27 protein-coding genes are annotated in these 24,327 nt (G+C 66.8%); 14 read left to right on the forward strand and 13 right to left on the reverse strand.

Annotated features, from left to right (window positions below):
* Positions 1-66 precede the first annotated feature (66 nt).
* The 3 genes from QE393_RS21530 to QE393_RS21540 are packed head-to-tail and all read right to left on the reverse strand — an operon-like array spanning position 67 to position 3,616.
* Positions 67-339, reverse strand: a complete 273-nt coding sequence (locus QE393_RS21530) for an oxidative damage protection protein (protein WP_310045546.1) — start codon at positions 337-339, stop codon at positions 67-69.
* A complete protein-coding gene (gene mutY, locus QE393_RS21535) occupies positions 336-1,400 on the reverse strand; it encodes an A/G-specific adenine glycosylase (protein ID WP_310045547.1) in 1,065 nt (354 codons plus the stop codon). The genes QE393_RS21530 and mutY overlap by 4 nt, the downstream gene beginning before the upstream one ends.
* Positions 1,397-3,616, reverse strand: coding sequence for an AsmA family protein (locus QE393_RS21540; protein ID WP_310045548.1), 2,220 nt, complete (start codon positions 3,614-3,616; stop codon positions 1,397-1,399). Before QE393_RS21540 ends, mutY begins: the two co-directional genes overlap by 4 nt.
* A gap of 295 nt (positions 3,617-3,911) precedes the next feature.
* Between QE393_RS21540 and QE393_RS21545 the strand changes: the two genes are divergently transcribed.
* From QE393_RS21545 to QE393_RS21585, 9 genes are all read left to right on the forward strand, one after another.
* On the forward strand, positions 3,912-5,576 hold the full coding sequence (locus tag QE393_RS21545) for an OFA family MFS transporter (RefSeq protein ID WP_133861991.1): 1,665 nt from the start codon (positions 3,912-3,914) through the stop codon (positions 5,574-5,576).
* 144 nt (positions 5,577-5,720) lie between these two features.
* Positions 5,721-6,314: an imidazoleglycerol-phosphate dehydratase HisB gene (gene hisB / locus QE393_RS21550; protein ID WP_058768514.1), complete on the forward strand. Its 594-nt coding sequence runs from the start codon at positions 5,721-5,723 to the stop codon at positions 6,312-6,314.
* Entirely contained in the window at positions 6,314-6,952 is a 639-nt protein-coding gene (hisH, locus tag QE393_RS21555; protein WP_183632598.1) for an imidazole glycerol phosphate synthase subunit HisH, read from the forward strand. The genes hisB and hisH overlap by 1 nt, the downstream gene beginning before the upstream one ends.
* Positions 6,952-7,209 (forward strand): DUF2164 domain-containing protein, encoded by a 258-nt coding sequence (locus QE393_RS21560; RefSeq protein WP_007159788.1) that lies wholly within the window; start codon positions 6,952-6,954, stop codon positions 7,207-7,209. Before hisH ends, QE393_RS21560 begins: the two co-directional genes overlap by 1 nt.
* Before the next feature lie 31 nt (positions 7,210-7,240).
* Positions 7,241-7,978 carry a 1-(5-phosphoribosyl)-5-[(5-phosphoribosylamino)methylideneamino]imidazole-4-carboxamide isomerase gene (gene hisA, locus QE393_RS21565; protein WP_007159787.1) on the forward strand — a complete coding sequence of 246 codons (738 nt, stop codon included), beginning with the start codon at positions 7,241-7,243 and terminating at the stop codon, positions 7,976-7,978.
* Positions 7,979-7,988: 10 nt separating this feature from the next.
* On the forward strand, positions 7,989-8,771 hold the full coding sequence (gene hisF / locus QE393_RS21570) for an imidazole glycerol phosphate synthase subunit HisF (protein WP_310045551.1): 783 nt from the start codon (positions 7,989-7,991) through the stop codon (positions 8,769-8,771).
* Positions 8,772-8,800: 29 nt separating this feature from the next.
* Entirely contained in the window at positions 8,801-9,559 is a 759-nt protein-coding gene (locus QE393_RS21575) for an ABC transporter substrate-binding protein (protein WP_310045552.1), read from the forward strand.
* Positions 9,560-9,604: 45 nt separating this feature from the next.
* Positions 9,605-10,366: a transporter substrate-binding domain-containing protein gene (locus tag QE393_RS21580; protein WP_310045554.1), complete on the forward strand. Its 762-nt coding sequence runs from the start codon at positions 9,605-9,607 to the stop codon at positions 10,364-10,366.
* Positions 10,367-10,593: 227 nt separating this feature from the next.
* On the forward strand, positions 10,594-11,355 hold the full coding sequence (locus tag QE393_RS21585) for an ABC transporter substrate-binding protein (protein ID WP_158892934.1): 762 nt from the start codon (positions 10,594-10,596) through the stop codon (positions 11,353-11,355).
* 24 nt (positions 11,356-11,379) lie between these two features.
* Here QE393_RS21585 and QE393_RS21590 read toward each other — a convergent pair whose 3' ends face one another.
* From QE393_RS21590 to QE393_RS21605, 4 genes are all read right to left on the reverse strand, one after another.
* Positions 11,380-12,141 carry a divergent polysaccharide deacetylase family protein gene (locus QE393_RS21590; RefSeq protein WP_310045556.1) on the reverse strand — a complete coding sequence of 254 codons (762 nt, stop codon included), beginning with the start codon at positions 12,139-12,141 and terminating at the stop codon, positions 11,380-11,382.
* Positions 12,138-13,481, reverse strand: a complete 1,344-nt coding sequence (locus tag QE393_RS21595; RefSeq protein ID WP_310045558.1) for a S41 family peptidase — start codon at positions 13,479-13,481, stop codon at positions 12,138-12,140. Before QE393_RS21595 ends, QE393_RS21590 begins: the two co-directional genes overlap by 4 nt.
* A 29-nt stretch (positions 13,482-13,510) precedes the next feature.
* Positions 13,511-14,794, reverse strand: coding sequence for a peptidoglycan DD-metalloendopeptidase family protein (locus tag QE393_RS21600; RefSeq protein ID WP_310045560.1), 1,284 nt, complete (start codon positions 14,792-14,794; stop codon positions 13,511-13,513).
* Positions 14,795-14,927: 133 nt separating this feature from the next.
* Positions 14,928-15,539: an NAD(P)-dependent oxidoreductase gene (locus QE393_RS21605; RefSeq protein WP_310045562.1), complete on the reverse strand. Its 612-nt coding sequence runs from the start codon at positions 15,537-15,539 to the stop codon at positions 14,928-14,930.
* Between the two features lie 182 nt (positions 15,540-15,721).
* Between QE393_RS21605 and QE393_RS21610 the strand changes: the two genes are divergently transcribed.
* Genes QE393_RS21610 through secB form a run of 3 tightly spaced genes read left to right on the forward strand, consistent with a single transcriptional unit; the run spans position 15,722 to position 16,929 of the window.
* The gene (locus QE393_RS21610) at positions 15,722-16,141 is read left to right on the forward strand and encodes a rhodanese-like domain-containing protein (RefSeq protein WP_310045564.1); all 420 of its coding nucleotides are present in this window, start codon (positions 15,722-15,724) and stop codon (positions 16,139-16,141) included.
* Positions 16,142-16,182: 41 nt separating this feature from the next.
* On the forward strand, positions 16,183-16,437 hold the full coding sequence (grxC, locus tag QE393_RS21615) for a glutaredoxin 3 (protein WP_133861979.1): 255 nt from the start codon (positions 16,183-16,185) through the stop codon (positions 16,435-16,437).
* Between the two features lie 27 nt (positions 16,438-16,464).
* Positions 16,465-16,929 (forward strand): protein-export chaperone SecB, encoded by a 465-nt coding sequence (gene secB, locus QE393_RS21620; RefSeq protein WP_273805744.1) that lies wholly within the window; start codon positions 16,465-16,467, stop codon positions 16,927-16,929.
* 75 nt (positions 16,930-17,004) lie between these two features.
* On the opposite strand, the gene rarD is transcribed toward secB, so the two are convergent.
* The 5 genes from rarD to QE393_RS21645 all read right to left on the reverse strand — a co-directional run bounded on the left by rarD (position 17,005) and on the right by QE393_RS21645 (position 22,397).
* Positions 17,005-17,925 carry an EamA family transporter RarD gene (gene rarD, locus QE393_RS21625; protein WP_310045567.1) on the reverse strand — a complete coding sequence of 307 codons (921 nt, stop codon included), beginning with the start codon at positions 17,923-17,925 and terminating at the stop codon, positions 17,005-17,007.
* A 338-nt stretch (positions 17,926-18,263) separates the two neighbouring features.
* A complete protein-coding gene (locus QE393_RS21630; protein ID WP_133861977.1) occupies positions 18,264-19,238 on the reverse strand; it encodes a serine/threonine protein kinase in 975 nt (324 codons plus the stop codon).
* Positions 19,239-19,348: 110 nt separating this feature from the next.
* On the reverse strand, positions 19,349-21,238 hold the full coding sequence (locus QE393_RS21635; protein WP_310045568.1) for a PhoX family phosphatase: 1,890 nt from the start codon (positions 21,236-21,238) through the stop codon (positions 19,349-19,351).
* 66 nt (positions 21,239-21,304) lie between these two features.
* A complete protein-coding gene (locus QE393_RS21640) occupies positions 21,305-22,042 on the reverse strand; it encodes a ComF family protein (RefSeq protein ID WP_310045569.1) in 738 nt (245 codons plus the stop codon).
* 58 nt (positions 22,043-22,100) lie between these two features.
* Complete coding sequence (locus tag QE393_RS21645) at positions 22,101-22,397, reverse strand: hypothetical protein (RefSeq protein WP_310045570.1); 297 nt, start codon at positions 22,395-22,397, stop codon at positions 22,101-22,103.
* 112 nt (positions 22,398-22,509) lie between these two features.
* On the opposite strand from QE393_RS21645, the gene QE393_RS21650 reads away from it, so the two are divergent.
* Positions 22,510-23,211 (forward strand): alpha/beta fold hydrolase, encoded by a 702-nt coding sequence (locus QE393_RS21650; protein ID WP_310045571.1) that lies wholly within the window; start codon positions 22,510-22,512, stop codon positions 23,209-23,211.
* 68 nt (positions 23,212-23,279) lie between these two features.
* A complete protein-coding gene (locus QE393_RS21655; protein WP_310045572.1) occupies positions 23,280-23,867 on the forward strand; it encodes a cupin domain-containing protein in 588 nt (195 codons plus the stop codon).
* Here the strand turns inward: QE393_RS21655 and QE393_RS21660 are convergent.
* Positions 23,864-24,286 carry a DUF1810 domain-containing protein gene (locus QE393_RS21660; RefSeq protein WP_310045573.1) on the reverse strand — a complete coding sequence of 141 codons (423 nt, stop codon included), beginning with the start codon at positions 24,284-24,286 and terminating at the stop codon, positions 23,864-23,866. The two genes, QE393_RS21655 and QE393_RS21660, sit on opposite strands and share 4 nt — an antisense overlap.
* Between the last annotated feature and the right edge of the window lie 41 nt (positions 24,287-24,327).

Below are 24,327 nucleotides of genomic sequence, written 5' to 3' on the forward strand. Positions count from 1 at the left end.
TTTCTCGACCTTGTGTCAACAGTGGGCCCGAAAATATTTAGATTTTTCGGGCGCTTAGCCGTCGACTCAGACGCTGGGGGGCACGTAACCCTCGGCCTGGGCGTAGTCTTCACCGGACAGGAACTTGTCCATCTCGGCCTGCAGGAACTTGCGATCCTCGGCGTTCATCATGTTCAGCCGCCGCTCGTTGATGAGCATGGTTTGGTGCTTCTGCCACTCTTCCCAGGCCTGCTTGGAGACGTGCTGATAGATGTCTTCGCCCTTGGCGCCAGGATAGGGCGGACGATCGAGGGCGGGCAGCTCCTGCTTGTGCTTGCGGCACATCACGGTGCGGGTCATGCGGGTTCTCCTTTGAGCGCCTGCTCGGCGCGCTTGAGCAGTTTCTGCACCGGGGCGGCGAGGCCCAGGCGCGGCGGGGACGCGAGGTTATACCAAAGCCAGTCGCCCTCGGCCACGCGGTGCTGGCGGTGGTCCACCTGTACCAGCCAGGGTTCGATGGCCAGCTGGAAGTGGCTGAAGGTGTGCACCAGGCCGGGCAGCGCCTGGCGTTCGTCGATGATCAGGCCCTGGCGTTCGGCGAGGGCTTCGAGCTCGACCGCATCGGCCACCTCCGGCGGCCCCCAGAGACCGCCCCAGAGACCGGTCGAGGGACGGCGCTGCAGGAGCACGGCATTGGCGTCGTTGACGAACAGCGGCATCAGCGTCTGCCGCTGTGGCAGGGTCTTGCGCGGCTTGGGCGTGGGAAAGGCGGTTTCCTGGCCCAGCAGATGGGCGCGGCAGCCCGGCTTGACCGGACACAGCAGGCAACTGGGCTTGCTGCGGGTGCAGAGGGTGGCGCCCAGGTCCATCATCGCCTGGGTGTAGGGGCCGACCCGCTCGCGGGGCATCAGGCGATCGGCCACTTCCCACAGGCGGCGGGCCACGGCGGGTTCGCCGGGATAGCCGGCGGTGGCGGTGTAGCGGGCCAGGACGCGCTTGACGTTGCCGTCGAGGATCGGGGCGCGAATGTCCATGCTCAGACTGGCGATGGCGCCGGCGGTGGAGCGACCGATGCCGGGCAACTCGGCCAGGGCCTCGACGCTACGGGGGAATTCGCCGCCATGGCGCTCCACCACGGTCTTGGCGGCCTTGTGCAGGTTGCGCGCGCGGCTGTAGTAGCCGAGACCGGTCCAGAGATGCAGGACCTCGTCTTCCGGAGCCGCGGCCAGCGCCTCGACGGTAGGCAGTGCCTGCATGAAACGATCGAAATAGCCCAGTACGGTGGCGACCTGGGTCTGCTGGAGCATGATCTCCGAGACCCAGACGCGATAGGGCGTCACGCCCTGTTGCCAGGGCAGGTCCTTGCGACCGTGCAGGTCGTACCAGGCCAGCACGGCGGTACCAAAGTCGTCATCAGTCATCGACGTTGCAGCAGCCCTCGGATGGCGTTCTGGATGTCGGGGCTGATCTTATCACCGAGCTTCTCTTCGATTTTTTCGTTCAGACGATTGCCGGCGGCGCGCGCGACGATCTGGCCCATGGCCTCGCGATCCAGGCGGCAAGCCTTGGCGCCCAGCTCCAGGGGGCCGCGGCACTGCAGGGGCCACTCGATATCCGCATAGCGCTCGCCGACCTGGCAGCCGGGGTCGGAAGCGGCATTGGTGTCGCCCTGCACGGTGATGCCCAGCCGGTAGTCCAGGCCGAGGGTGCGCAGGTCGATGTCGCCCGCGCCCTTCACCGCAAGGCCGGGCACGCTGACGCTGAGGTCCTGGTTGCGGGCCACGCCGTTGACGATGCTGAGGCTGCCGCTCAACTGGCGGAAGGCCGTGTTCTGGCCGCCATGGGGCAGCTCCAGCGGCTTGCGGTTGAGCAGGGCGATGCCCTGGCACAGCTGGCTTTCGACATTGGCGTCGATCAGCTGGCCGTTGCGCAGGGCGAAGCGCGCGGTACCGCCCAGGTTGTCGATCAGGGTGCGCTGGCTGGCACCCGAGCTGCGCAGATCAGCGTCCAGATCGAGCAGGCCTTCCACCGGCGGCTTCTGGCCCTGGGCCTGGAGGATGCGTTCCACCGGCACGCCCTTGATGCGCTCGCGGGCGGTCAGTTGCGGCTGGGCGCCGCGTACGTCGAGGGCACCGTTGGCCTCGAAGCGACCACCGAACAGCTCGCCTTCCAGGGCGCTGAGCTGCAGCTGGCCATCGGCGGCCCTGGCCTTGAGGCTGGCGCCTTCGAAGGGCAGGCGATTGAGGGTCAGGTGCTGCAGGCCGAGGTCGACCTCGGCGTCCAGGCTGCGCAGGCGCTCCACCGGCAGCAGGGTTTCCTGGCTCCAGGCGTGCTGGGTCGGCGCCTCGGGCAGCGGCGAGTTGCCCTGGGTGGCGATGGCATCGACCTGGGCCACCTCTTCCTGGCGCGCGCCATTGGCCTGGCGCGCTGCGGCAGCCTTGGCCGGCAGATAGCGATCCAGATCCAGGCGATCGCCGCTGAGCTGGACGCGCAAGGCGCGGGGGGCGATGTCGGCCACGGCGACCCGGCCCTTGAGGAGGCTGTCGTCCAGCTGGAAATTGAAGTCGTCCAGCGCCAGGGCGTTGCGGCTGGCCTGCACCTGGGCATTCATCTCGAAGCGCTGCAGGGTCTTGGCATCGGCCATGGCCGGCAATTCGACGCCGATACTGTCGAGGAAGGCGCGCAGGTCCAGGCGGGCGATGGAGACACGCCCGGCCAGCTGTGGATCGCTCTCCAGGCCGGTCAGCTTGAGATCGCCCAGGGCCTTGAGGTCGTTGGCGGTGAGCTTGAGGCTGGTCCACTCGGCGGTCTGGGCGCGGCGGTCGACGGCCAGCTGGCCGCTGGCGGAATAGTTGACCAGCTTGCCGTTGAAGGGCTCGCCACTGGCGTCGCCGGTCAGCTGGAGATTGTCCAGGGCGTACTGCTGGCTGGCCGGATCGAAGCGGAATTCGCCATTGAGCAGCACGGTGGCGTTGACCGGCGGCTGAGTGGTGCTGGCGGTGCCGGCCAGCTTGATGGGAATGGGCGTGCCTGCATAGATGGCCCCGGTCTCCAGGTCGATACCCTCGAAGGCATAGCGGGCGCCGTTGCGGGCATCGCTGTATTCGACCCGAGAATTGCGCACGGTCAGGCTCTCGACATTGAGCTTGAGCGGCTGGCGTCCCGCAGTCGCCTCGCCCGGGTTGCCCGCGGAGGTATCGGCCGGCGCGGCGCCCGTATGCGCCTTGGGTGCGGGTCGGCCGATCTCGGCCCAGTTGGTACGGCCCTGGTCATCGCGACTGGCGGTGAGGTCCAGGCCGTCGATCTTGATGTCGCTCATCTCCAGGTCACGGCGCAGCAGCAACGGCAGCAGGCGGACCGAGAGAATCAGCCGCTGCACCTGCGCCAGCTGGCGATCGGGGGTGGCGGCGCTGGCCAGGGTGGCGTCGTGCAGCTCGACCCCCAGCCAGGGGAACAGACTCCAGCCGATATCCCCCTTGAGCTGCAGGTCGACGTTGGCCTTTTCGCGCGCCAGCTGGCGGATCTCGTCCTTGTAGTCGTTGGGATCGACCAGGTGGGTGAGGGCGAAGCCTACGGCGACCAGCAGGAGCAGCAGGCCGACGAGGACGATACCCAGCACTTTGGCGAAAGCTTTCATGACGAGGAAATTCCTGTTCCGACGGGCGATGGCGCGACTGGCCAGTATAGGGGCTCGGTCGCGCCCGATGACATCGAGGTGTCGGCGCTGTGACAGCCGTGGTACTCGCCCGTTTCGTCGGATGGCTGATGCCGCCCGTACCCTGGCAAATGGGCAGGGCTGGCAGTTGGCTAGGGTGCGCTTTAATGTCGCGCACCTCTGGTCGGTTGGCGCCGTTTCTTTGACTCGTTTACGGGGAAGCGTGCAGGGAATGTCCACCGGCCTGGACGCAATACACTAGAAAAGGGCTGAACCCATGAGCACTACTCTCACTGCTGGCGGTGTCGCTTCGGCACGTCCGGCTTTCCTTTCCAAGGAGCGCATCGTCGCCCGGCCCGGTTTCAACCGCTGGCTGGTCCCGCCGGCCGCCCTGGCCATCCACCTGTGCATCGGCATGGCCTACGGCTTCTCGGTCTTCTGGCTGCCGCTGTCCAAGGCGATCGGCATCACCGCCGCCGTGGCCTGCCCGGTCGAGATGGGCTTCTTCGAGCAGATCTTCAGTGCCACCTGTGACTGGAAGATCTCCCAGCTCGGCTGGATCTATACCCTGTTCTTCATCTTCCTCGGCTGCTCGGCCGCCCTGTTCGGTGGCTGGCTGGAACACGCCGGTCCGCGCAAGGCCGGGGTCGTCTCGGCCCTGTGCTGGTGCGGTGGTCTGCTGATCTCCGCCCTGGGCATCTATACCCACCAGATCTGGATGCTGTGGCTGGGTTCGGGCGTGATCGGCGGTATCGGCCTGGGCCTGGGCTACATCTCGCCGGTGTCGACCCTGATCAAGTGGTTCCCGGACAAGCGCGGCATGGCGACCGGCATGGCCATCATGGGCTTCGGTGGCGGCGCCATGGTGGGTGCACCCCTGGCCGACGCTCTCATGCGTCACTTCGCGTCGGCCACCGAAATCGGTGTCTGGCAGACCTTCCTGGTCATGGCGGTGATCTACTTCGTGTTCATGCTGAGCGGCGCCCTGGGCTACCGCGTACCGCCGACCGGCTGGAAGCCCGCGGGCTGGACGCCGTCCACCAAGAAGGCCGGCAGCAACATGATCACCAATCGCCACGTCCACGTGAGCAAGATCTGGGGCATCCCGCAATTCTGGCTGGTCTGGGCCGTGCTCTGCCTGAACGTGACCGCCGGCATCGGCATCATCGGCATGGCCTCGCCGCTGCTGCAGGAAGTCTTCGGTGGCCGCCTGCTGGGCAACGGCCTGGCCTATGGTGAACTCAGCGCCGATCAGCTCAAGCAGATCGCCGCCATCGCCGCCGGCTTCACCGGTCTGCTGAGCCTGTTCAACATCGGTGGTCGCTTCTTCTGGGCATCCTTCTCCGATTACATCGGCCGCAAGATGACCTACTTCGTCTTCTTCACCCTGGGCTTCGTGCTCTATGCCATCGTGCCCTGGACCGGTCACCTGGGTAGCGTGGCGCTGTTCGTCTTCGCCTTCTGCCTGATCCTGTCCATGTACGGCGGCGGGTTCGCCACCGTGCCGGCCTACCTCGCCGACCTGTTCGGCACCCAGATGGTCGGCGCCATTCACGGTCGCCTGCTCACCGCCTGGGCCGCCGCCGGCGTCTTCGGTCCGGTGCTGGTCAACTACCTGCGCGAGTACCAGCTGAGCATGGGCATCCCCCGCGCCCAGGTGTACGACATCACCCTGTACATCCTGGCCGGTCTGCTGGTGCTGGGCTTCATCTGCAACCTGCTGGTGCGTCCGGTCGCCGACAAGCACTTCATGACCGAGGCCGAGCTCGCCGTCGAGCGCGCCAATGGCCACGACAGCAACGCCGGCAGCGCCCAGGTGCTGGAATGGAGCGCCGATCCCAAGACCAAGCCGCTGGCCATCGCCGCCTGGCTGGCCGTGGGCATCCCGCTGGCCTGGGGCATCTGGATCACCCTGCAAAAGACCGCCGCCCTGTTCAGCTGAGTCGCAGCCGAACCGGACGGTAACCGGGCGTCCCCACGCGGGCGCCCCGCGCGGTGGGACGCCTCGTCCCGCCGCGCTTTCGATCCAGCCCCCGCGCCCCTATAATATCGGCCCTTTCGCCCACCGATTTTCGCGGAGCAGGCTATGGCCGAACGCAAGGCAACCGTCGAGCGCAACACCCTGGAAACCCAGGTCAAGGTATCCCTGGATCTGGACGGCACGGGCGCAGCGCGCTTCGACACCGGGGTCCCCTTCCTCGAGCACATGCTCGACCAGATCGCCCGCCACGGGCTGATCGATCTCGATATCCACTGCCGCGGCGACCTGCACATCGACGACCACCACACGGTGGAAGACATCGGCATCACCCTCGGCCAGGCCTTCGCCAAGGCCGTCGGCGACAAGAAGGGCATCCAGCGCTACGGCCATGCCTATGTGCCGCTGGACGAAGCCCTGTCGCGGGTGGTCATCGACTTTTCCGGCCGGCCCGGGCTGCACTGGAACGTGCCCTTCACCCGCGCCACCGTGGGGCGCATGGACGTCGACCTGTTCCTCGAATTCTTCCAGGGCTTCACCAATCACGCCCAGGTGACCCTGCACGTCGACAACCTGCGCGGCGTCAACAGCCACCACCAGATCGAGACGGTGTTCAAGGCCTTTGGCCGCGCCCTGCGCATGGCGCTCAGCGAAGATCCGCGCATGGCCGGTGTCATGCCCTCCACCAAGGGGTGCCTGTGATGCAGACGGTAGCCGTCATCGACTATGGCATGGGCAACCTGCACTCCGTGGCCAAGGCCCTGGAGCACGCCGGTAGCCACCAGGTGCTGGTGACCGGCGATCCCGCGGTGATCCGCGAGGCGGACCGCATCGTACTGCCCGGCGTCGGCGCCATCCGCGACTGCATGGCCGAGATCCGCCGCCAGGGCATCGATGAACTGGTGCGCGAAGTCAGCCAGGATCGGCCCTTCCTCGGCGTCTGCGTCGGCATGCAGGCGCTGATGCAGCGCAGCGAAGAGAATGGCGGGGTGGACTGCATCGGCCTGTTCCCCGGCGCCGTGCGCCGCTTCCCGGGCGGCATGCAGGAAGAGGGCGAGACCCTCAAGGTGCCGCACATGGGCTGGAACGAGGTCAGTCATGTGCTCGACCATCCGCTCTGGCACAGCATTCCCGATCGCGCCCGCTTCTATTTCGTGCACAGCTTCTATGTCGAGGCCGGCAATCCGCGCCAGGTGGTCGGGCGCGGCCACTACGGCCTGGACTTCGCCGCGGCGCTGGCCGACGGCTCGCGCTTCGCCACCCAGTTCCACCCCGAGAAGAGCGCCGACTGCGGTCTGCAGCTCTATGCCAACTTCCTCGCCTGGGACGGCCGCTGGTAATGGCGCGCAAGCCGCCCGCGCCGCTGGTGACGCTCGAGCCCGAGCAGAGCCAGCGCCTGGTCACGGCCTTGCAGACCCTGCTGGACGATCGCTTCGAAGTCCGCCTGGGGCGGTTCGAAGTCGAGGAACTGCTGGATTTCTTCGCCCGCGAGTGCGGGCCGCTGTACTACAACAAGGCGGTTGCCGACGTGCAGACCCTGCTCAGGGAGCGTGTCGACAGCCTGGAAAGCGACATCTGGGCGCTGGAAAAGCCCTAGATCGCCCTCACCCCCGAGCCAAGGTATTGCCATGCTGATCATCCCCGCCATCGACCTCAAGGACGGTGCTTGTGTCCGCCTGCGCCAGGGGCGCATGGAAGACTCCACCGTATTCTCCGACGATCCCGTGGCCATGGCTGCCCAGTGGGTCGACGGCGGCTGCCGCCGGCTGCACCTGGTGGACCTCAATGGCGCCTTCGAAGGCCAGCCGGTCAATGGCGAGGTGGTCACCGCCATCGCCAGGCGCTACCCCGGCCTGCCGATCCAGATCGGCGGCGGCATCCGCTCGCTGGAAACCATCGAGCACTATGTGCGTGCCGGCGTCAGCTACGTGATCATCGGCACCAAGGCGGTCAAGCAGCCGGAATTCGTCGCTGAAGCCTGCCGCGCCTTCCCCGGCAAGGTCATCGTCGGTCTGGATGCCAAAGACGGCTTCGTCGCCACCGACGGCTGGGCCGAGGTCAGCGAGCTGCAGGTCACCGACCTGGCCCGGCGCTTCGAAGCCGACGGCGTCAGCGCCATCGTCTACACCGACATCGCCCGCGACGGCATGATGCAGGGCTGCAACGTGCCGGCCACCCGCGCCCTGGCCGAAGCCACTAGCATCCCGGTGATCGCCTCCGGCGGTATCCACAACTTGGGCGACATCCAGAACCTGCTCGACGCGCGCAGCCCGGGCATCATCGGCGCCATCACCGGCCGGGCGATCTACGAGGGCACCCTCGACGTCGCCGAGGCCCAGGCGCTGTGCGACAACTTCAAGGTCTGAGGGCTCAGTCATGGCGCTGGCGAAACGCATCATCCCCTGCCTGGACGTGGACAATGGCCGCGTGGTCAAGGGCGTCAAGTTCGAGAACATCCGCGATGCCGGTGATCCGGTGGAGATCGCCCGCCGCTACAACGAGCAGGGCGCCGACGAGATCACCTTTCTCGACATCACCGCCAGCCACCAGGGCCGCGATACCACCCTGCACACCGTGGAACGCATGGCCAGCCAGGTGTTCATCCCGTTGACCGTGGGCGGCGGCGTGCGCACCGTGCAGGACATCCGCAACCTGCTCAACGCCGGCGCCGACAAGGTCTCGATCAACACCGCGGCGGTCTTCACCCCGGAGTTCGTCGGTGAAGCCGCGGCACGCTTCGGTTCCCAGTGCATCGTGGTGGCCATCGACGCCAAGCGCGTCAGCGGCACTGGCGAAACCCCGCGCTGGGAGATCTTCACCCATGGCGGGCGCAAGCCCACCGGGCTCGACGCCGTGGCCTGGGCGCAGAAGATGGAAGGCCTGGGCGCCGGCGAGATCCTGCTCACCAGCATGGACCAGGACGGCATGAAGAACGGCTTCGACCTGGGCGTGACCCGCGCCGTCAGCGAGGCGGTGGGCATCCCGGTGATCGCCTCCGGCGGTGTCGGCAATCTGCAGCACCTGGCCGACGGCATCCTCGAAGGCAAGGCCTCTGCGGTGCTGGCCGCGAGCATCTTCCATTTCGGCGAATGCACCATTCCCGAGGCTAAACGGTACCTGGCCGAAAAAGGGATTGTGATACGCTCCACAAAATCTTAAGCACCGGCGGTGCCGGCAGGGAGAGGGGCGTGCGCAAGGGAGTCTGGGCCTGCTTGGCCGGTTTGCTGCTGGTATCCACCGCGGTCAGGGCGGAGCTTCCGGCGGGTTATCAGCTGACGCTGCTGACGGAAAACTTCCCGCCCTACAACTTCTCCGTCGATGGCAAGAACTTCGCCCGCGAGGGCGAGCTCAAGGGCATCGCCGTCGACATGGTCCGCGAGATGTGCAAGCGGGCCGGCATCTCCTACAACCTCACCCTGAGATTTCCCTGGGAGCGGATCTACGGCATGGCCCTGGATCAGCCCGACCACGGCGTCTTCGTCACCGCCCGGCTGCCGGAGCGCGAGGCCCTGTTCAAATGGGTCGGTCCCATCGGCCCGGACGACTGGGTCCTGCTCGGTCGTGCCGACAGCCACCTGCAACTGCGCAGCCTGGACGACGTCCGCAAGCAGCAGCTCAGGATCGGCGCCTACAAGGGCGACGCCATCGCCGAGAGTCTCGTCCAGCAGGGTTTCCAGCCGGATCTTGCGCTGCGCGATCAGGAAAACGTGCAACGCCTGGTCAAGGGGCAGATCGATGTCTGGGCCACCGGCGATCCCGCCGGCCGCTACCTGGCCCGCCAGGAAGACGTGACCGGACTCAAGATGCTGCTGCGCTTCAACAGCGGCGAGCTGTTCCTGGCGCTGAACAAGCAGACCCCCGACGAGGTGGTACAGAAGCTGCAGAAAGCCCTCGACGAGATGCGCCAGAGCGGCGCGGTTCAGACCATCTTCAATCGTTATCTGTGATCCCGGCGGGCCGATCGGCGCGGACGGTCGCCTGAGGAGAGAGCTATGCGCAAGTCCTGGTTGGCCATCGCCGCCGTACTGTTGAGTTGCACCCTCGGCCTGGGGACGGCCCGGGCGGAATTGCCAGCGGGCTATCGCGTGGTGCTGCTGACCGAGAACTTCCCGCCCTTCAACATGGCGGTGGACGACAAGAACTTCGCGCGTGACGATGCCATCGACGGCATCAGCGCCGATCTGGTGCGCGAGATGTTCAAGCGCGCCGGGATCGACTACAACCTCTCGCTGCGCTTTCCCTGGGATCGCATCTACAACCTGACCCTGGAAAGCCCCAACTACGCGCTGTTCTCCGTGTCGCGCACCGAGTCCAGGCTGCCGCTGTTCAAGTGGGTCGGGCCGCTGGGCAAGACCCGCAAGGTGTTCATGGCGCTGGCCGGCAGCACCCTCAAGGTGCCGGACCTGGCCACGGCAGCCCGGCTGCGCGTCGGTGCCTACAAGAATTCCGCCGTGAGCCTGATGATCCAGGAAAAGGGCATCGTCCCCATCGACGCCCTGCGTGATCAGGAGAACATCGCCAAGTTGCAGAAGGGCGAGATCGACGTCTGGGCCACCACCGATGTGGTCGCCCGCTACCTGGCCAAGCAGCAGGGCGTCAGCAACCTGCAGACCCTGCTCAGCTTCCAAGAATCCGACCTCTACCTGGCCCTGAACAAGGACACCCCCGACGAGGTGGTGACCCGCCTGCAGCAGGCCCTGGATGCCATGCGCCGCGAAGGCCTGGTCGACAGCATCACCAACAACTATCTCTAGTGCGGCGCCGCGTGGCGGGCGCCTTGCGAATTGCGCTGGAGGTGAGCATTCGCTAGCGCCCTGTCTGGACGCGAGGTGCCAGGGATTCCGCATTGGCCCGGCAGCTGGACGGGGATCGGCGAAGCGTTGACGACCGCGGTGAGGCCAGCCGCAGTGAGCGCTGAACGTTGTAAAGGGATACTCAACGAAACCTCGGACATGCGGCCTTGTGTCGCCAGGGAGTTGCAATGCAAAAGCTGTGGTTGCGTCTTGCAGGGGTACTGCTGGGTTGCACGCTGGGCCTGACCCAGGCCCGTGCCGAGCTGCCGGATTACTATCAGGTCGTGCTCCTGACCGAGAATTACCCCCCCTTCAACATGTCGGTCGATGACAAGAACTTCGCCCGCGATGACGCCATCGACGGTATCGCCACCGATGTCGTCCGCGAGATGTTCAGGCGTGCGGGCATCAAGTACAGCCTTTCGCTGCGCTTCCCCTGGGATCGCATCTATCGGCTGACCCAGGAGACGCCCAACTACGGACTCTTCTCCGTCGCCTATACCGAGGCGCGCAAGGATCAGTTCAAATGGGTGGGGCCCTTCGGCCGTTCGAGCTGGACCCTGCAGGCGCTGCCTGGCAGCAAGCTGGACATCAAGACGCTCAAGGACGCCGCCCGCTACCGCATCGGTGCCTATCGCAACGATGTGATCAGCAAGACGCTGACCGCCCAGGGCATTCCGGTCATCGACGCCCTGCGTGATCAGGAGAACGTCGACAAGCTGGTGAAAGGCCAGATCGATATCTGGGCTACCGCCGATCCCGTCGGCCGCTATCTCGCCAAGCAGCAGGGGGTGACCGGCTTGCAGACGCTGCTTCGCTTCAACGAGGTGGATCAGTATCTGGCGCTGAACAAGGACACGCCTGACGAAGTGGTGACACGCCTCAAGGCGGCCCTGGAGCAGATGCGCAAGGAAGGGGTGATCGACAGCATCACCAACAACTACCTGTGACGCCTGGAGGCCGTCGGGCGGTCGCTAGCGATAGCGACCGGCGCGGCCGTGCCCGGGCATGGCCTGGTTGGCGCGCAGGGCGATCATCTGCGGCAGGTCGATGACTTCCACGCCTTGGGCCTTGAGCAGCGGCAACTGCTGGGCCAGCACCGCCAGGGTCGCCGGGTGCGGATGGCCGATCAGCACCGCGCTGCCCTGGCGCTGGGCCAGGCGCACGCCTTCGGCCAGCTGGGCCGCCACCGCCGCCGGCGTGGCGTCGTTGTCGAGAAAGACATCGCGCGAGACGCTGGCCAGGCCGATCTTCTGGGCTTCCGCCGCGGCCACGGTAGCGGCGCTCGTGCGGCTGTCGAGAAACAGCAGGTGACGCTCCTGCAGGACCTGCATCAACTCGGCCATGGCCGGGCGGTCCGCGGTCATGCGACTGCCTTCGTGATTGTTCACCCCATCCGCCTCGGGTACCCGCTCCAGCGCCCGGTCCAGGCGTTGCAGCCGCTCGATCGAAGACATCTCCGGATGCCAGGCATAGGGACCGCCGGCCGGGTCCATGGGCAGGTGCAGCAGCACGGTGCGCCCGGCGCGGTGGGCCGCGGCGGCCAGCTCGGCGGCGTAGCGGGTCTCGGGGATGATCGCCAGGACCACCGGCGCGGGCAGGGCCAGGACCTGGCGGTCCCGGGCCGGATTCTGCCCGAGGTCGTCGATGACGATGGTCAGCTGCGCGGTGGCGGCCTGGGCAAGCGCGCTGACCAGGGCGAGTGCCCCGGCCAGTAGCCAGCATCCAGCCCTCACGGGGTATGGGTGACGTTGAGTCCCTTGAGCAGCGACAGCGCCTGGGAGAGCTGGAAGTCGTCATCCTGCGGGCGCGAACTCTGGTTCGGCGCCTTGCTGCCGGTGGGCCGATCGGCGCCGCCATTGCCATTGCCCAGGTGACCGGCCAGATCGGCTTCGCGGAAGTATTCGTCGCCACCACTCTGGGGGGTGACCTTGGCCGGCGCCACGGCGATGTCCGGGGTGATGCCCTGGGCCTGGATGGAGCGGCCGTTCGGCGTGTAGTAGAGCGCCGTGGTGAGCTTGAGCGCCCGGTCGTTGTTGAGTGGCAGTACCGTCTGCACCGAACCCTTGCCGAAGCTGTCGGTACCCATGAGGATGCCGCGCTTGGAATCCTGCAGGGCGCCGGCGACGATCTCGGCGGCCGAGGCGCTGCCGCCGTTGATCAGCACCACTAGGGGCACCTTCTCGCTGGGATCGGCGGCATCGGCCGAGAAGCGCAGCTCGGAGTTGGGCAGGCGGCCCTTGGTGTAGACGATCAGGCCGTGGGTCATGAAGGCATCGGCCACCTCGACCGCCGACTGCAGGACCCCGCCCGGGTTGTTTCTCAGGTCGAGGATCAGGCCCTTGAGCTTGCCCTTGTTTTCCTGACGCAGCTTGGCGAGGGCCTTGACCGTCTCTTCGCCGGTATTCACCTGGAACTGCGAGATGCGCAGTAGGCCGTAGCCGGATTCGAGCAGCTGGCTCTTGACGCTGTTGACCTTGATCACCGCCCGCGCCAGCTTGACGTCGAACGGCTGGCCGCCACCGCGGACGATGGTCAGCACGATGGGGCTGCCCGGCTTGCCACGCATCTTGTCGACCGCTTCGTTGATGGCCTGGCCCTTGGTCGGCTGGCCGTCGATCTTGACGATCAGGTCGCCCGGTTGCAGGCGCGCCTTGGCCGCCGGGGTGTCGTCGATGGGCGAGACCACCTTGATGAAGCCGTTCTCCTGGCCGACTTCCAGGCCCAGGCCGCCGAATTCACCGCTGGTGGTTTCCTGCAGTTCGGCGAAGTCCTTGGGTTCCAGGTAGGCGGAGTGCGGATCCAGGTTGCTGAGCATGCCCTTGATGGCGTTTTCCAGCAGGACCTTGTCCGACACCGGCTCCACATAGGCCGCCTTGATGCGGTCGAACACCTCGGCAAAGGTGCGCAGCTCGTCCAGCGGCAGCGGAGCGCTGGCCGGGGCCGCGGGCGCGGCGCCCGGTGCGACCGGCGTCACTGCAGCTGGCGTGCTCTGCGGCGATTGCGCCTGGACGACTCCGACGCCGCTGAACAGCAGGGCGAGGACCAGGACGGTGGGACGAAAGCGATGCGGCATGTGCAGCTCCTAAACCAAGGTGTGTCGCACTATCCCTGAGCACGGCACCAGATGACCGGGTCCGTCGGGCGGCCCTGTTGGCGGATGGCGAAGTACAAGGCGGAGGCTTCCTGACCGCCGCTGGCGCCGACGGTCGCGATGGCATCCCCGGCCTTGACCACGTCACCCGCAGACTTGAGCAGGCTCTGATTATGTCCGTACAGGCTGAGATAGCCATTCCCATGATCGATGATAACCAGTTGGCCGGCGCCTCTTAGCCAGTCGGCGAAGACCACCCGGCCATCGTGCACTGCCTTGACCCGGGTGCCGGCACCGGCCGCGATCAGGACACCGTCCCATTTCGCGCGGGGGTCGTCGCCGCGGGCACTGCCGAAGCGGGCCACCAGACGGCCATCGACCGGCCAGGGCAGCTTGCCGCGGGCACTGGCGAAGGCGCCGCCATAGGCAGGTGCTGCACTAGACACCGCCAGCTCCGGGGCGTTCGAGGGGCGCGGGGCTTTCGGCTCGCTTTGCGCCTGGCGCCGTGCCGCTTCCCGTGCCTGGGCGGCGCGGGCTTCGGCCAGCTGTCGCTGCCGGGCTTCCTCGGCTTCGCGGGCCTGGCGCGCGAGGGTTTCCTCGATGGTCTTGAGCACCTTGTTCAGGGCTGCCTGATCCTGCTCGCGGTTCTCGATCTCGCGGCTCTTGTCGCGGTAGTCCGCGTTGATCTTGGCCAGCGCCGCCTGGCGCTCCTTGCGCACCTCGGCCAGTTCCGCCTGACGCTTCTCCAGGTCTTCGCGGCGAGCGACCAGGTCGCCCTGTTCCTGCTGGATGCCCTGCTCCACCTCGCGCAACTCGCGCAGGGTGTCGTTGAAGCTGGCGAGCTGATCCAGCCGGGTGCGATTCAGGTAGTTGTAGTAGGTGAGGGTACGACTGACCTTTTCCGGATGCTCCTGATTGAGCAGCAGCTTGAGGTATTCCTGGCGACCGCTCTGGTAGGCGGCGCGCACCTGCACGGCGATCAGCTGTTGTTGCTCAGCGCGAGACTGGTCGAGCTTCTTCTTGCGCCCGTCCAGCTCCTGCAGCTTTTTTTCGCCGTTCTCCAGCTGCTTCTGCAGCGAGTCGACCTGCTTTTCCAGCTCGCCCATCTGCGTCTCGGTGCCCTGCAACTGCTTCTGCACGCCGGACTTTTCGGCCTGCACCTGCTTGAGGACCTTCTGCATCTCCTGGATTTCCCGGCGGGTCTGCTCGATCTGCCGTTGGGTATCGGCGCGATCGTCGGCCAGGGCGGGAGCGAGAACGCTGGCAAGCAGGAGAAGGGCGAGAACACGGCGCATGCGAGGTCGTACGTTTCTAGGGCGAAGCGCCTAGTATGCCCGTCACATCCGGCAAAAAAAACGGCAAGGCACGCCGTTCAGCGTTCACAGCCCGACCAGGCGGCCAGGCTGCGAACGAGGGGGCATTTCTGTTTCAGTAACCGACGGTGAAGCGGGTACGGTGATGGACCGGGCGTTCGACCTCGTCCAGCAGGGCCATGGCGAAGTCTTCATAGGAGATGTGGCTGTCCCCGGCCGCATCGAACAGCACGGTATCGTCACCCAGGCGGAATCGGCCCGTGCGCGCGCCGGGGGCGAAGACCATCTGCGGACTGACGAAGACCCAGTCGAGGTCGCTGACCTCGCGCAGGGCGTCCAGGGCGGTGATGGCCGCTTCGGCCTCGCTGCGATATTCCGCGGGAAAGGCCGGCGCATCGAACAGCCGCGAACCGTCCGGCAGGTTCAGGCTGGCGGCGCCGCCAACGATCAGCAGGCGGGGGATGCCGGTGGCGCGGGCGAAGTCGACCAGGGCATTCGGCGCGAGGTCGGCGAATCTCAGGCTGCTGATCAGTACCTCATGACCGGCCAGGGCCGGGGCGGCCTGCAGATCGGTGACATCACCGGCGACCACCGTCAGGTCGGGCCGCGACGCGAGGCGCGCGGGGTCCCGCGCCAGGGCGGTGACCCGGTGGCCGCGGGAGAGGGCTTCGTCGAGCAGACGGCTGCCGACGTTGCCGGTGGCGCCGAGCAGGGCGATGGAGGTCATGGCTGGATTCCTCGGAAGTGAAGGGAAGCCAAGCCTAGGCAGAGCGGCGGAAGCCGCCAAGGAGGCAGTTCGGGATGAGCTGGTTACCTGCGGATAACCCGGGGCCGGCGAGGGTATGGCGCCATCGGGGGGCTGTGTATACTGGCCAGCATTTTTAGCCCTCCTTGGATAGCTCTTTCATTATGGAATTTATCGGTCGGGCGGTTGAATTCGCCACCCATCATCCGCTTCTCGTCGCCGCCTTCCTCGCCATCGTCGCCCTGATGCTGTTCAACGAGACCCGTCGTGGCGGGCGCAGCCTGTCCACCGGTGAACTCACCAACCTGCTCAACCGCGAGCAGGGCGTGGTCCTCGACATCCGTCCGAGCAAGGACTTCGCCGCCGGGCATATCGTCGGCGCGCTGAACATCGCTCAGGAGAAAGTCGCCAGCAGCCTGTCTCTACTGGAGAAGCACAAGGCCAAGACCTTGATCGTGGTGGACAGCGCCGGCCAGCAGGCCGGCACCGTTTGCGGCGATCTGCAGAAGGCCGGCTTCACCGCCGCCCGGCTGAACGGCGGCATCGCCACCTGGCGTGCAGAGAACCTGCCCCTGGTGAAGTGAACCCCTAGCGTGGCCGCCTCATCGGCCACTGGAGACCGCGCATGTCTGACGTCGTCATCTATACCAGTGCCTGGTGTCCCTATTGCCATCGTGCCAAGCACCTGCTCGATCGCAAGAACGTGGCCTACCGGGAAGTCTCCGTCGACGGCCAGCCCGCGCTGCGCAGCGAGATGGCCCGCAAGGCCGGTCGCACCAGCGTGCCGCAGATCTGGGTCGGCAGCACCCACGTCGGCGGTTGCGACGAGCTCTATGCCCTAGACCGAAGCGGACGTCTCGATCCGCTGCTGTCCGCCTGACCAACACTCACAACTCAAGGCCCTACCATGACCGACCAAGCCAATGGCGCCCAGGACGACGGCGCTCAGTTCTCCCTGCAGCGCATCTACATCCGCGACCTGTCCTTCGAGGCGCCCAAGAGCCCCGAGATCTTCCGTCAGGACTGGCAGCCCAACGTCAACCTGGACCTGGCCACCCGCCAGAAGACCCTGGGCGACGACTTCCACGAAGTGGTGCTGACCCTGACCGTGACCGTCAAGAACAACGAAGAGACCGCCTTCATCGCCGAAGTGCAGCAGGGTGGCATCTTCCTGATCAAGGGCCTGGACGCCGCCTCCATGGCCCACGCCCTGGGCGCCTTCTGCCCCAACATCCTGTTCCCCTACGCCCGTGAGGCGCTGGACAACATGGTGGTGCGTGGCTCCTTCCCCGCGCTGATGCTGCAGCCGGTGAATTTCGACGCCCTCTACGCCCAGGAACTGGCGCGCATGCAGACCGCTGGCGAAGCCTGATCGGCGCCGCTGCGGTACCGGACGCCCCTTGCGAGGGGCGTTCTGCTGTCTGGTCCCAGCTCTCTTGGGGAGTGCCTAGGCCTGGTCTGCCTCCGGTTCGCGTGCCTTTGCACTGGCTCTGAGCTTGCGGCTGGCGCGCCAGAGATCGAAGCTGAACACGGCCAGGCCGGTCCAGATGCAGAGGAAGGCGAACAGCCGCTCGCGGGGGAAGGGTTCGTCGTAGAGCCAGACCGCCTGGATCAGCACCAGGGTCGGAGCGAGGTACTGCAGGAAGCCCAGCGTCGAATAGGGCAGCTTGCGCGCCGCGGCGTTGAAGCACAGCAGGGGAATCAGGGTGACCGGGCCGGCCAGCACGATCAGCAGGCCCAGCGAGGACTGCCAGGTCTCGGCCTGCAGGCTCACCCCCGGGGTCAGCAGCGGCAGCGCGACCAGGGCGATCGGCACCAGCATCCAGCTCTCCACCACCATGCCCGGCAGTGCGGCCACCGGCGTCTGCCGCCGCACCAGTCCATAGAAGGCAAAGGTCAGGGCCAGGGCCAGGGAAACCCAGGGCAGTTGCCCCAGGGTCCACAGCTGCTGGGCCACGCCCAGCACCGCCAGGCCCACGGCGATCCACTGCAGCGGGCGCAGGCGCTCGCCGAGAATCACCAGGGCGAGCAGGATGTTGACCAGCGGGTTGATGTAGTAGCCCAGGCTGGCCTCGACCACGTGGGCGTTGTTGACCGCCCAGATGTAGACCAGCCAGTTGCAGGCCACCAGTGCGCCGGACACCGCTAGCCAGAACAGTCGCCGGGGATGGGCGCGCAACTCCGCCCACCAGCCGCGATGGCGCCAGACCACCAGCAGCAGCGCGCTGAACAGCGCGGACCAGAGGATGCGCTGGAACAGGATCTCGGTCGCCGGCAGGGCCGCCAGCAGTTTGAAGAACAGCGGAAACAAGCCCCACAGCCCGTAGGCGGTGAGGCCCAGGGCGTAGCCCTGGCGCAAGGCAGACATGAGGGATCCTTAGGCAGGCAACTTTCTTGTCCGGGCAGGATAGCTCAAGGGGCCGCGGGATGTGGGCCGAGGTGGTGCGCTTGTGGCGTGACCGTCGCGACGGTCGATCGCGGCCATGACGGTCCGCCGATGCGGCCGCGCCGGAGAAAGCTCCTGTACCTGTAGGAGCGGCCCATGGCCGCGGCCAGTGCTATAGCGTGGAAAACGGCGCGGTCTTTTTTCCTGGAGAAGTCTTCACGAAGCCTACCCTCACCCCGGCCCTCTCCCAGAGGGAGAGGGGGTATCCACACCTGTAGCGTGGAAAACGGCGCAGCCTTTTCCAATGGGTCGCCGCAAGTCTAGAACAGCCGCAACGGCGCCTCGTCCAGGGCGGCGCGCTGTTCGCGCAGGGTGAGGATCTGGTCGCCCCAGTAGCGTTCGCTGCCGAACCAGGGAAAGCTCTTGGGAAAGGCCGGATCGTCCCAGCGGCGCGCCAGCCAGGCGCTGTAGTGCATCAGCCGCAGGGTGCGCAGTCCCTCGATCAGCGCCAGCTCGCGTGGCTGGAAGTCGTGGAATTCCTCATAGCCGTCCATCAGCTCGGACAGCTGCGTCAGCCGCTCCTGGCGATCGCCGGCCAGCAGCATCCAGAGATCCTGCATGGCCGGGCCGTGCCGGCAGTCGTCGAGGTCGACCATATGGTAGGCGTCATCGCGGCAGAGCAGGTTACCCGGGTGGCAGTCGCCGTGCAGGCGGATGACGTCGTAGCTGACGCTCTCGAAGAGTTCGTCGAGGCGTAGCAGCAGGTCCCGCGCCACCGATTCATAGGCCGGCAGCAGGCTCTTGGGAATGAAATTGCCGGTCAGCAGGGTGTCCAGGGAGGCATGGCCATAGCCCTGGACGTCCAGCGTCTCGCGGTGCTGGAAGGGCCGGCTGGCACCCACCGCGTGCAGGCGACCGAGCAATTGGCCGAGGCGATGCAACTGGTTGAGATCGCCCGGCTCCGGCGCCCGGCCGCCACGGCGGGGAAAGAGCGCGAAGCGAAAGCCGGCATGGGTGAAGAGTGTCTGGCCGTCGCGCTGCAAGGGTGCGACCACGGGCACCTCGCGCTCTTCCAGTTCGGCGGAAAAGGCGTGTTCTTCCAGAATGGCCGCATCGGTCCAGCGATCCGGGCGATAGAACTTGGCGATCAGCGGGGTCTCGGCTTCGATGCCGATCTGGTAGACGCGATTCTCGTAGCTGTTGAGCGCCAGCACCCGGGCATCGCTGAGATAGCCCAGGCTTTCGATGGCGTCGATGACGAGGTCGGGACTCAGATTTTCGAACGGATGGGACATGGCGCGCTCCTCGGTCACGGGGGACGATGGCGATTGCCACCCTGCATCGGGGAGATGCTAGCGCATGCCCGAGCCCCATGGCGAAGGCTCGAGCGCTATCCGCTCGCCGGTCAGGCGCCGATCACCCCGCCGTCTTCGCGGGTGATGACCATCACCGAAGAGCGTGGCTGGCCGTCCGGACGTTGCTCCGGAAACTGCGAGCCGCCTTCCTCGCCCGGGTGCTGGATACCGACGAACATCGTCCGGTAGTCCGGCGAAAAGGCCAGGCCGGTGACCTCGCACCCGACCGGGCCGACCAGGAAGCGGCGCATCTCGCCGCTGCGCGGATCGGCGCAGAGCATCTGGTTGTTGCCCATGCCCTCGTAGTCACCCTTGTTGCTGTACTTGCCATCGGTGAGCACCCACAGCCGGCCGGCGGCATCGAAGCCCAGGCCATCGGGACTGTTGAACATGTTCTCGGCGTTGATCTGCCCGGAACCCGCTTCCGGCGTGCCCGGGTGCACCTTGGGATTGCCGGCGATGACGAACAGATCCCAGTCGAAGCTCAGGGCCGCGGCATCGTCGCCGCTCTCGCGCCAGCGCACGATCTGGCCGTAGAGGTTGTTGGCGCGGGGATTGGGGCCGCCCACCGGCATGCCGTCTTCGCCGCGCTTGGTGTTGTTGGTCAGGGTGCAATAGACCTGGCCGTCCTTGGGGCTGACGGCGATCCATTCGGGTCGGTCCATGCGCGTGGCGCCGACCTGGGTGCCGGCCTGGCGGGCGTGGATGAGCACCTCGGCCTGGCTGGCGAAGCCGTTGGCGGCGGTCAGTCCGTTCTCGCCATGCACCAGCGGCAGCCACTGGCCGCGGCCCCTGGGGCGGTTCGGATCACGGTCGCCTTCGTCGAAGCGGGCGACATAGAGGGTGCCGTGATCGAGCAGCTCGCGATTGGCCTGGGGATCGTCCTGCAGGCGATCACGGCTGACGAACTTGTAGATGAATTCGCCGCGCTCGTCGTCGCCCATGTAGACCACCACGCGGCCATCGCGGGTGCGGGTCAGGGCAGCGTTCTCGTGCTTGAAGCGACCCAGGGCGGTGCGCTTGACCGGCTTGGCCTGGGGATCGAAGGGATCGATCTCGGTGATCCAGCCGTGGCGATTGAGTTCGTTGGGATTCTGCGCCAGGTCGAAACGATCGTCATGCAGGTGCCAGTCGTTCTCCACGCCGGCGTGCTTGACGCTGTAGCGCTTCTGAGCCGCATCGAACTTCAGGTTGGCGTCGCGACTGCCGAAGACGTCGGTGAAGTTCTCTTCGCAGGTCAGATAGGTATGCCAGGGCGTGGCGCCGCTGGAGCAATTCTGGAAGGTACCCAGCACCTCGCGTCCGGCCGGGTCGGCGGCGGTCTTGAGCAGGGCATGGCCAGCGGCTGGACCGCTGACGGCGATGGGCGTGTTGCCGTGCACCCGGCGGTTGTAGGGCGAGCCCTGGACGAAGTGCCATTGGCCGTCCACGCGCTTCACCTCGATCACCGAGACGCCCTCGGCGGCCTGAGCCTTGCGGGTGTCTTCCAGGGACTTGGGCGGCGTGCCGTGGCTGAGCAGGTAGCGGTAGTTGGTGTATTCGTTGTTGATCGCCATCAGTGCCCGATCCGGATCGTCCGGGAAGGGGTAGAAGGCCATGCCGTCGTTGTTGTCGCCGAATTGCCCGGCCTGGTCGGCGGCGCTGGGGCTGCCATCGGGGCGGAAGGCCGGGCCATCGGCGTGCAGTGGCTGGCCCCAGCTGATGAGCACGCTGGCGCGATAGCCGGGCGGTACCACCAGGGTGTCGGCGGTGGAGGCCGGGATGTTGGCGAAGCCGATCAGGGGATTGCCCGTGGCCTCGCCGACGGCGTCGGCCAGGGCGCTGCGACCGAGCAGGCCGCCGCCCAGAAACAGGGCGGCACCGGCGAGGGCGCCTGCGCCGATGAAGCGGCGGCGGCTCAGATGGACGAGGCGTTCGAGATCGGTCTGGTCGTTGTGCATGCGGATGGCTCCCTCACGGTGTGCAGGCGAGGCTAGTCAGACTGAATGACGTTTTGGTGACAGCGGCTAGCCGCCGGGTGGTGGCGTCCGCGCCAGGCAATAGACGTCGACCCGTCCGGCGCCGGCGCGCTTGAGCAAGAGGGCCAGGCTGTCGGCGGTGGCGCCGGTGGTGAGGACATCGTCCACCAGGGCCAGGTGGCGACCCTCCAACCGGGCGTCCTTCACCAGGGCGAAGGCCTGCTTGAGATTGCGCCGCCGCTCGTTGGCGCTCAGGCCCTGCTGGCTCTGTTGCTCCTGTACCCGCTGCAATAACCCGCCATCCACCGGCAGTTGCAGCGCCTTGCCGAGCCAGTTGGCCAGCAGGGCGGCCTGGTTGAAGCCGCGTTGGCGCAGGCGCGAGGGTGAGAGGGGAACCGGCAGCAGCAAGTCCGGGCGTGGCTGGCCTTCGTCGAACAGATGCTGCAGATGCCGCGCCAGCAGCGCCCCGGCCAGGCGGCCAAGACTGCCCTGGTCGCGGTGCTTGAACCTGTTGATCAGGGTGTCGACCGGAAAGGCATAGCGCCAGAGCGCCAGTACCTGGTCGAAGGCCGGCGGCCTGGCCAGACAGCTGCCACAGAGTAGCCCGTCTACAGGTAGGGGCAGGGCGCAGCATTGGCAGTGTGGCCCGAGCCAGGGCAATTCGCTGTCGCAGCCTTCGCACAGCGGCAGTCCGGCCGGAAGCCAGGCGGCGCAGAGGGCGCAGTGCGTCCCGGGCCGCAGGCGTTGCCAGTGGCGCTTTGATACAGAGGAGAACGGTAAGGTCATGACGGCATCCGTGCCGAGCGAGAGCCCTACTGTGCCAGGCCGCCGGCCTGGTCACCAGTCAGCCGCGAATCAGCCAGCCCATCACCATCAGGCCCAGGACCAGCCAGATGACGCCGCCCACTATCGAGCGGGCCATGAAGGCCCGTACCGCGGCGTAGAGCAGCAACAGGCCGATGGCCAGGACCACGAAGCTGATATAGGAGTCGTCCATGCCGATGGAGCGCGCCATGCCATGGAGGAAGTCGTGCACGGCATCGGCGATGCCGCCCAGGACCGAGCCGAACAGGTCGATGATGAAACGGATGACTTGGCCGAGCGACGCGCCCAGCCAGTCGAAGAAGCCTTCAGTACGCATGGATGTTTCCAGATCCTTGGCAATGTCCCTTGGAACCCGCGAAGCCCGCCGGGTTCGCTGGTGATCCGCGCTACACTGCGCGTTTTCCGCAGTGTCTCTCAAGTTCTTAGTGATGACAGCTACCGACGCGCTTCCCCTGATCCTGCTTCCCGGCCTGCTCTGTGACCGGCGCCTCTGGGCCACCCAGGCTGCCGATCTGGCCGACACCTGCCCGGTGTTCATCCCCGACCTCACGCGCGACGTTGGCATCGCCGCCCTGGCGCGCCGGGTGCTGGCCGAGGCGCCGCCGCGCTTCGCCTTGGGCGCCCTGTCCATGGGCGGCTATGTGGCCTTCGAGATCCTGCGCCAGGCGCCGGAGCGGGTGGCGCGACTGGCGCTGTTCGACACCATGGCCAGCCCGGATACCGCCGAGCGTGCCATCCAGCGTCGCGCCATGCTCGACCTGGCCGAACGCGGTCGCTTTCTCGGCATCAGTCCGCAACTGCTGCCACGCCTGATCCATGCCTCGCGCCTGGGCACGCCGGTGGCCGATACCGTGCTGGCCATGGGCAAGGCGGTGGGCAAGGAGGCCTTCCTGCGCCAGCAGCAGTCCATCATCGACCGCCCCGATTCGCGGTCGACCCTGGCCCGGATCCAGGTGCCCACCCTCATCGTGGTCGGCGCCCAGGATCAACTCACCCCGCCCGCCGAAGCCGAGCTCATGGCGGCCGGCATCCAGGGCTCGCGTCTGGTGGTGCTGGACGACTGCGGTCACCTGCCGCCACTGGAACTGCCGGAACGGACCACGGCGCTGTTGCGGGAGTGGCTGGCCTGACCCCTCGTCGCGGGCGCTGAACCCCGGCGCCGGGCGGGCCTCCATTGGCAAAGCCTCTGGAGTCCCGCATGTCGCATCGCCCATCGCTGTCCATCCTTTCCCTGGTGCTGGGTCTCGCTCCCACCACCGTCGCTCTGGCCGCGCCAGTGGGGGCGGGTCAGCCCGAGCAGCTGCACTTCGCCGATGACGGCGTCATCCCCAATAGCCGCCTGCCCGTGCTGCTCTATCGCCAGGTGCCGCTGGAGGGTGCCGACCGCGCGGCGGCGCTGGAGCGACTGTTCGCCGACAACGCCTGGCCGCCGCAATGGCGCTACGGCGTCTATAGCTACCATCACTATCATCCCAATGCCCATGAAGTCCTGGGCGTGGCGCGTGGTCAGGCTACCCTGCGCCTGGGCGGCGAGCAGGGGCAGGATGTGGAGGTGACCGCGGGTGATGTGGTGGTACTACCGGCGGGCACTGGCCACCGCAATCTGGAATCCAGTGCGGACTTCCTGGTGGTGGGTGCCTATCCGCCCGATCAGCAGGACTTCATCACCCAGCGCGCCGATCCGGCCGCCCACGCCCGCTCGGTCGGATTGATCGCCGGGGTGCCCTTGCCGGCAAGTGATCCGGTGACCGGACCTGAGGGCGCGCTGCCCGAACTCTGGCGCTAACAGAGTCGGGTCAGCGTAGCTTCGTCCGGCCGGCCGGCGAAAAAGGTCTTCAGCGCCTGGCGAAAGGGCTCGGGATCTTCGGCCACGGCGGCGAAGAGGGTGAGGCTGGAGTGGAACTTGAGATCGTCCGGCTGCCCGAACAGCGCGGTGGCGGACAGCTCGGGATGTTCCAGTGCCGCCGCGGTGATCTCCCGCAGGCGTGATCCCAGCAGCGGATGTGCGAGGTAGGCGCCGGCCTCGTCGCGGGAGGCGATGGCGTAGTGGCGTGCCGTTTCGCTGCGGCCCAGTCCCTGGATCTGCGGAAAGATGAACCACATCCAGTGGCTGCGCTTGCGCCCGGCGCGGACCTCCGCCAGGGCGGTGGCATAGGTGTCGGCCTGGGCGTCGAGGAAGCGTTGCAGATCGTGAGTGGCGGGCATGGGGGAAACTCCGGGCCTTTTGCCTATCGGCAGATGGACCC

Origin of the sequence: Pseudomonas sp. SORGH_AS_0211, assembly GCF_031453455.1 — a bacterium.
Lineage (GTDB): Bacteria > Pseudomonadota > Gammaproteobacteria > Pseudomonadales > Pseudomonadaceae > Chryseomonas > Chryseomonas aestiva.

Excerpts from the sequence above, each read along its gene's own strand:
- hisF (WP_310045551.1), top strand. The coding sequence starts at position 7,989 with ATGGCGCTGGCGAAACGCATCATCCCCTGCCTGGACGTGGACAATGGC.
- QE393_RS21630 (WP_133861977.1), bottom strand. The coding sequence starts at position 19,238 with ATGTCCCATCCGTTCGAAAATCTGAGTCCCGACCTCGTCATCGACGCC.
- QE393_RS21540 (WP_310045548.1), bottom strand. The coding sequence starts at position 3,616 with ATGAAAGCTTTCGCCAAAGTGCTGGGTATCGTCCTCGTCGGCCTGCTG.
- QE393_RS21610 (WP_310045564.1), top strand. The coding sequence starts at position 15,722 with ATGGAATTTATCGGTCGGGCGGTTGAATTCGCCACCCATCATCCGCTT.
- QE393_RS21580 (WP_310045554.1), top strand. The coding sequence starts at position 9,605 with ATGCGCAAGTCCTGGTTGGCCATCGCCGCCGTACTGTTGAGTTGCACC.
- QE393_RS21545 (WP_133861991.1), top strand. The coding sequence starts at position 3,912 with ATGAGCACTACTCTCACTGCTGGCGGTGTCGCTTCGGCACGTCCGGCT.
- QE393_RS21595 (WP_310045558.1), bottom strand. The coding sequence starts at position 13,481 with ATGCCGCATCGCTTTCGTCCCACCGTCCTGGTCCTCGCCCTGCTGTTC.
- QE393_RS21655 (WP_310045572.1), top strand. The coding sequence starts at position 23,280 with ATGTCGCATCGCCCATCGCTGTCCATCCTTTCCCTGGTGCTGGGTCTC.
- QE393_RS21585 (WP_158892934.1), top strand. The coding sequence starts at position 10,594 with ATGCAAAAGCTGTGGTTGCGTCTTGCAGGGGTACTGCTGGGTTGCACG.
- secB (WP_273805744.1), top strand. The coding sequence starts at position 16,465 with ATGACCGACCAAGCCAATGGCGCCCAGGACGACGGCGCTCAGTTCTCC.
- hisH (WP_183632598.1), top strand. The coding sequence starts at position 6,314 with ATGCAGACGGTAGCCGTCATCGACTATGGCATGGGCAACCTGCACTCC.
- mutY (WP_310045547.1), bottom strand. The coding sequence starts at position 1,400 with ATGACTGATGACGACTTTGGTACCGCCGTGCTGGCCTGGTACGACCTG.
- QE393_RS21645 (WP_310045570.1), bottom strand. The coding sequence starts at position 22,397 with ATGCGTACTGAAGGCTTCTTCGACTGGCTGGGCGCGTCGCTCGGCCAA.
- hisA (WP_007159787.1), top strand. The coding sequence starts at position 7,241 with ATGCTGATCATCCCCGCCATCGACCTCAAGGACGGTGCTTGTGTCCGC.
- QE393_RS21600 (WP_310045560.1), bottom strand. The coding sequence starts at position 14,794 with ATGCGCCGTGTTCTCGCCCTTCTCCTGCTTGCCAGCGTTCTCGCTCCC.
- QE393_RS21650 (WP_310045571.1), top strand. The coding sequence starts at position 22,510 with ATGACAGCTACCGACGCGCTTCCCCTGATCCTGCTTCCCGGCCTGCTC.
- QE393_RS21530 (WP_310045546.1), bottom strand. The coding sequence starts at position 339 with ATGACCCGCACCGTGATGTGCCGCAAGCACAAGCAGGAGCTGCCCGCC.
- QE393_RS21635 (WP_310045568.1), bottom strand. The coding sequence starts at position 21,238 with ATGCACAACGACCAGACCGATCTCGAACGCCTCGTCCATCTGAGCCGC.
- QE393_RS21605 (WP_310045562.1), bottom strand. The coding sequence starts at position 15,539 with ATGACCTCCATCGCCCTGCTCGGCGCCACCGGCAACGTCGGCAGCCGT.
- rarD (WP_310045567.1), bottom strand. The coding sequence starts at position 17,925 with ATGTCTGCCTTGCGCCAGGGCTACGCCCTGGGCCTCACCGCCTACGGG.
- QE393_RS21640 (WP_310045569.1), bottom strand. The coding sequence starts at position 22,042 with ATGACCTTACCGTTCTCCTCTGTATCAAAGCGCCACTGGCAACGCCTG.
- QE393_RS21660 (WP_310045573.1), bottom strand. The coding sequence starts at position 24,286 with ATGCCCGCCACTCACGATCTGCAACGCTTCCTCGACGCCCAGGCCGAC.
- grxC (WP_133861979.1), top strand. The coding sequence starts at position 16,183 with ATGTCTGACGTCGTCATCTATACCAGTGCCTGGTGTCCCTATTGCCAT.
- hisB (WP_058768514.1), top strand. The coding sequence starts at position 5,721 with ATGGCCGAACGCAAGGCAACCGTCGAGCGCAACACCCTGGAAACCCAG.
- QE393_RS21560 (WP_007159788.1), top strand. The coding sequence starts at position 6,952 with ATGGCGCGCAAGCCGCCCGCGCCGCTGGTGACGCTCGAGCCCGAGCAG.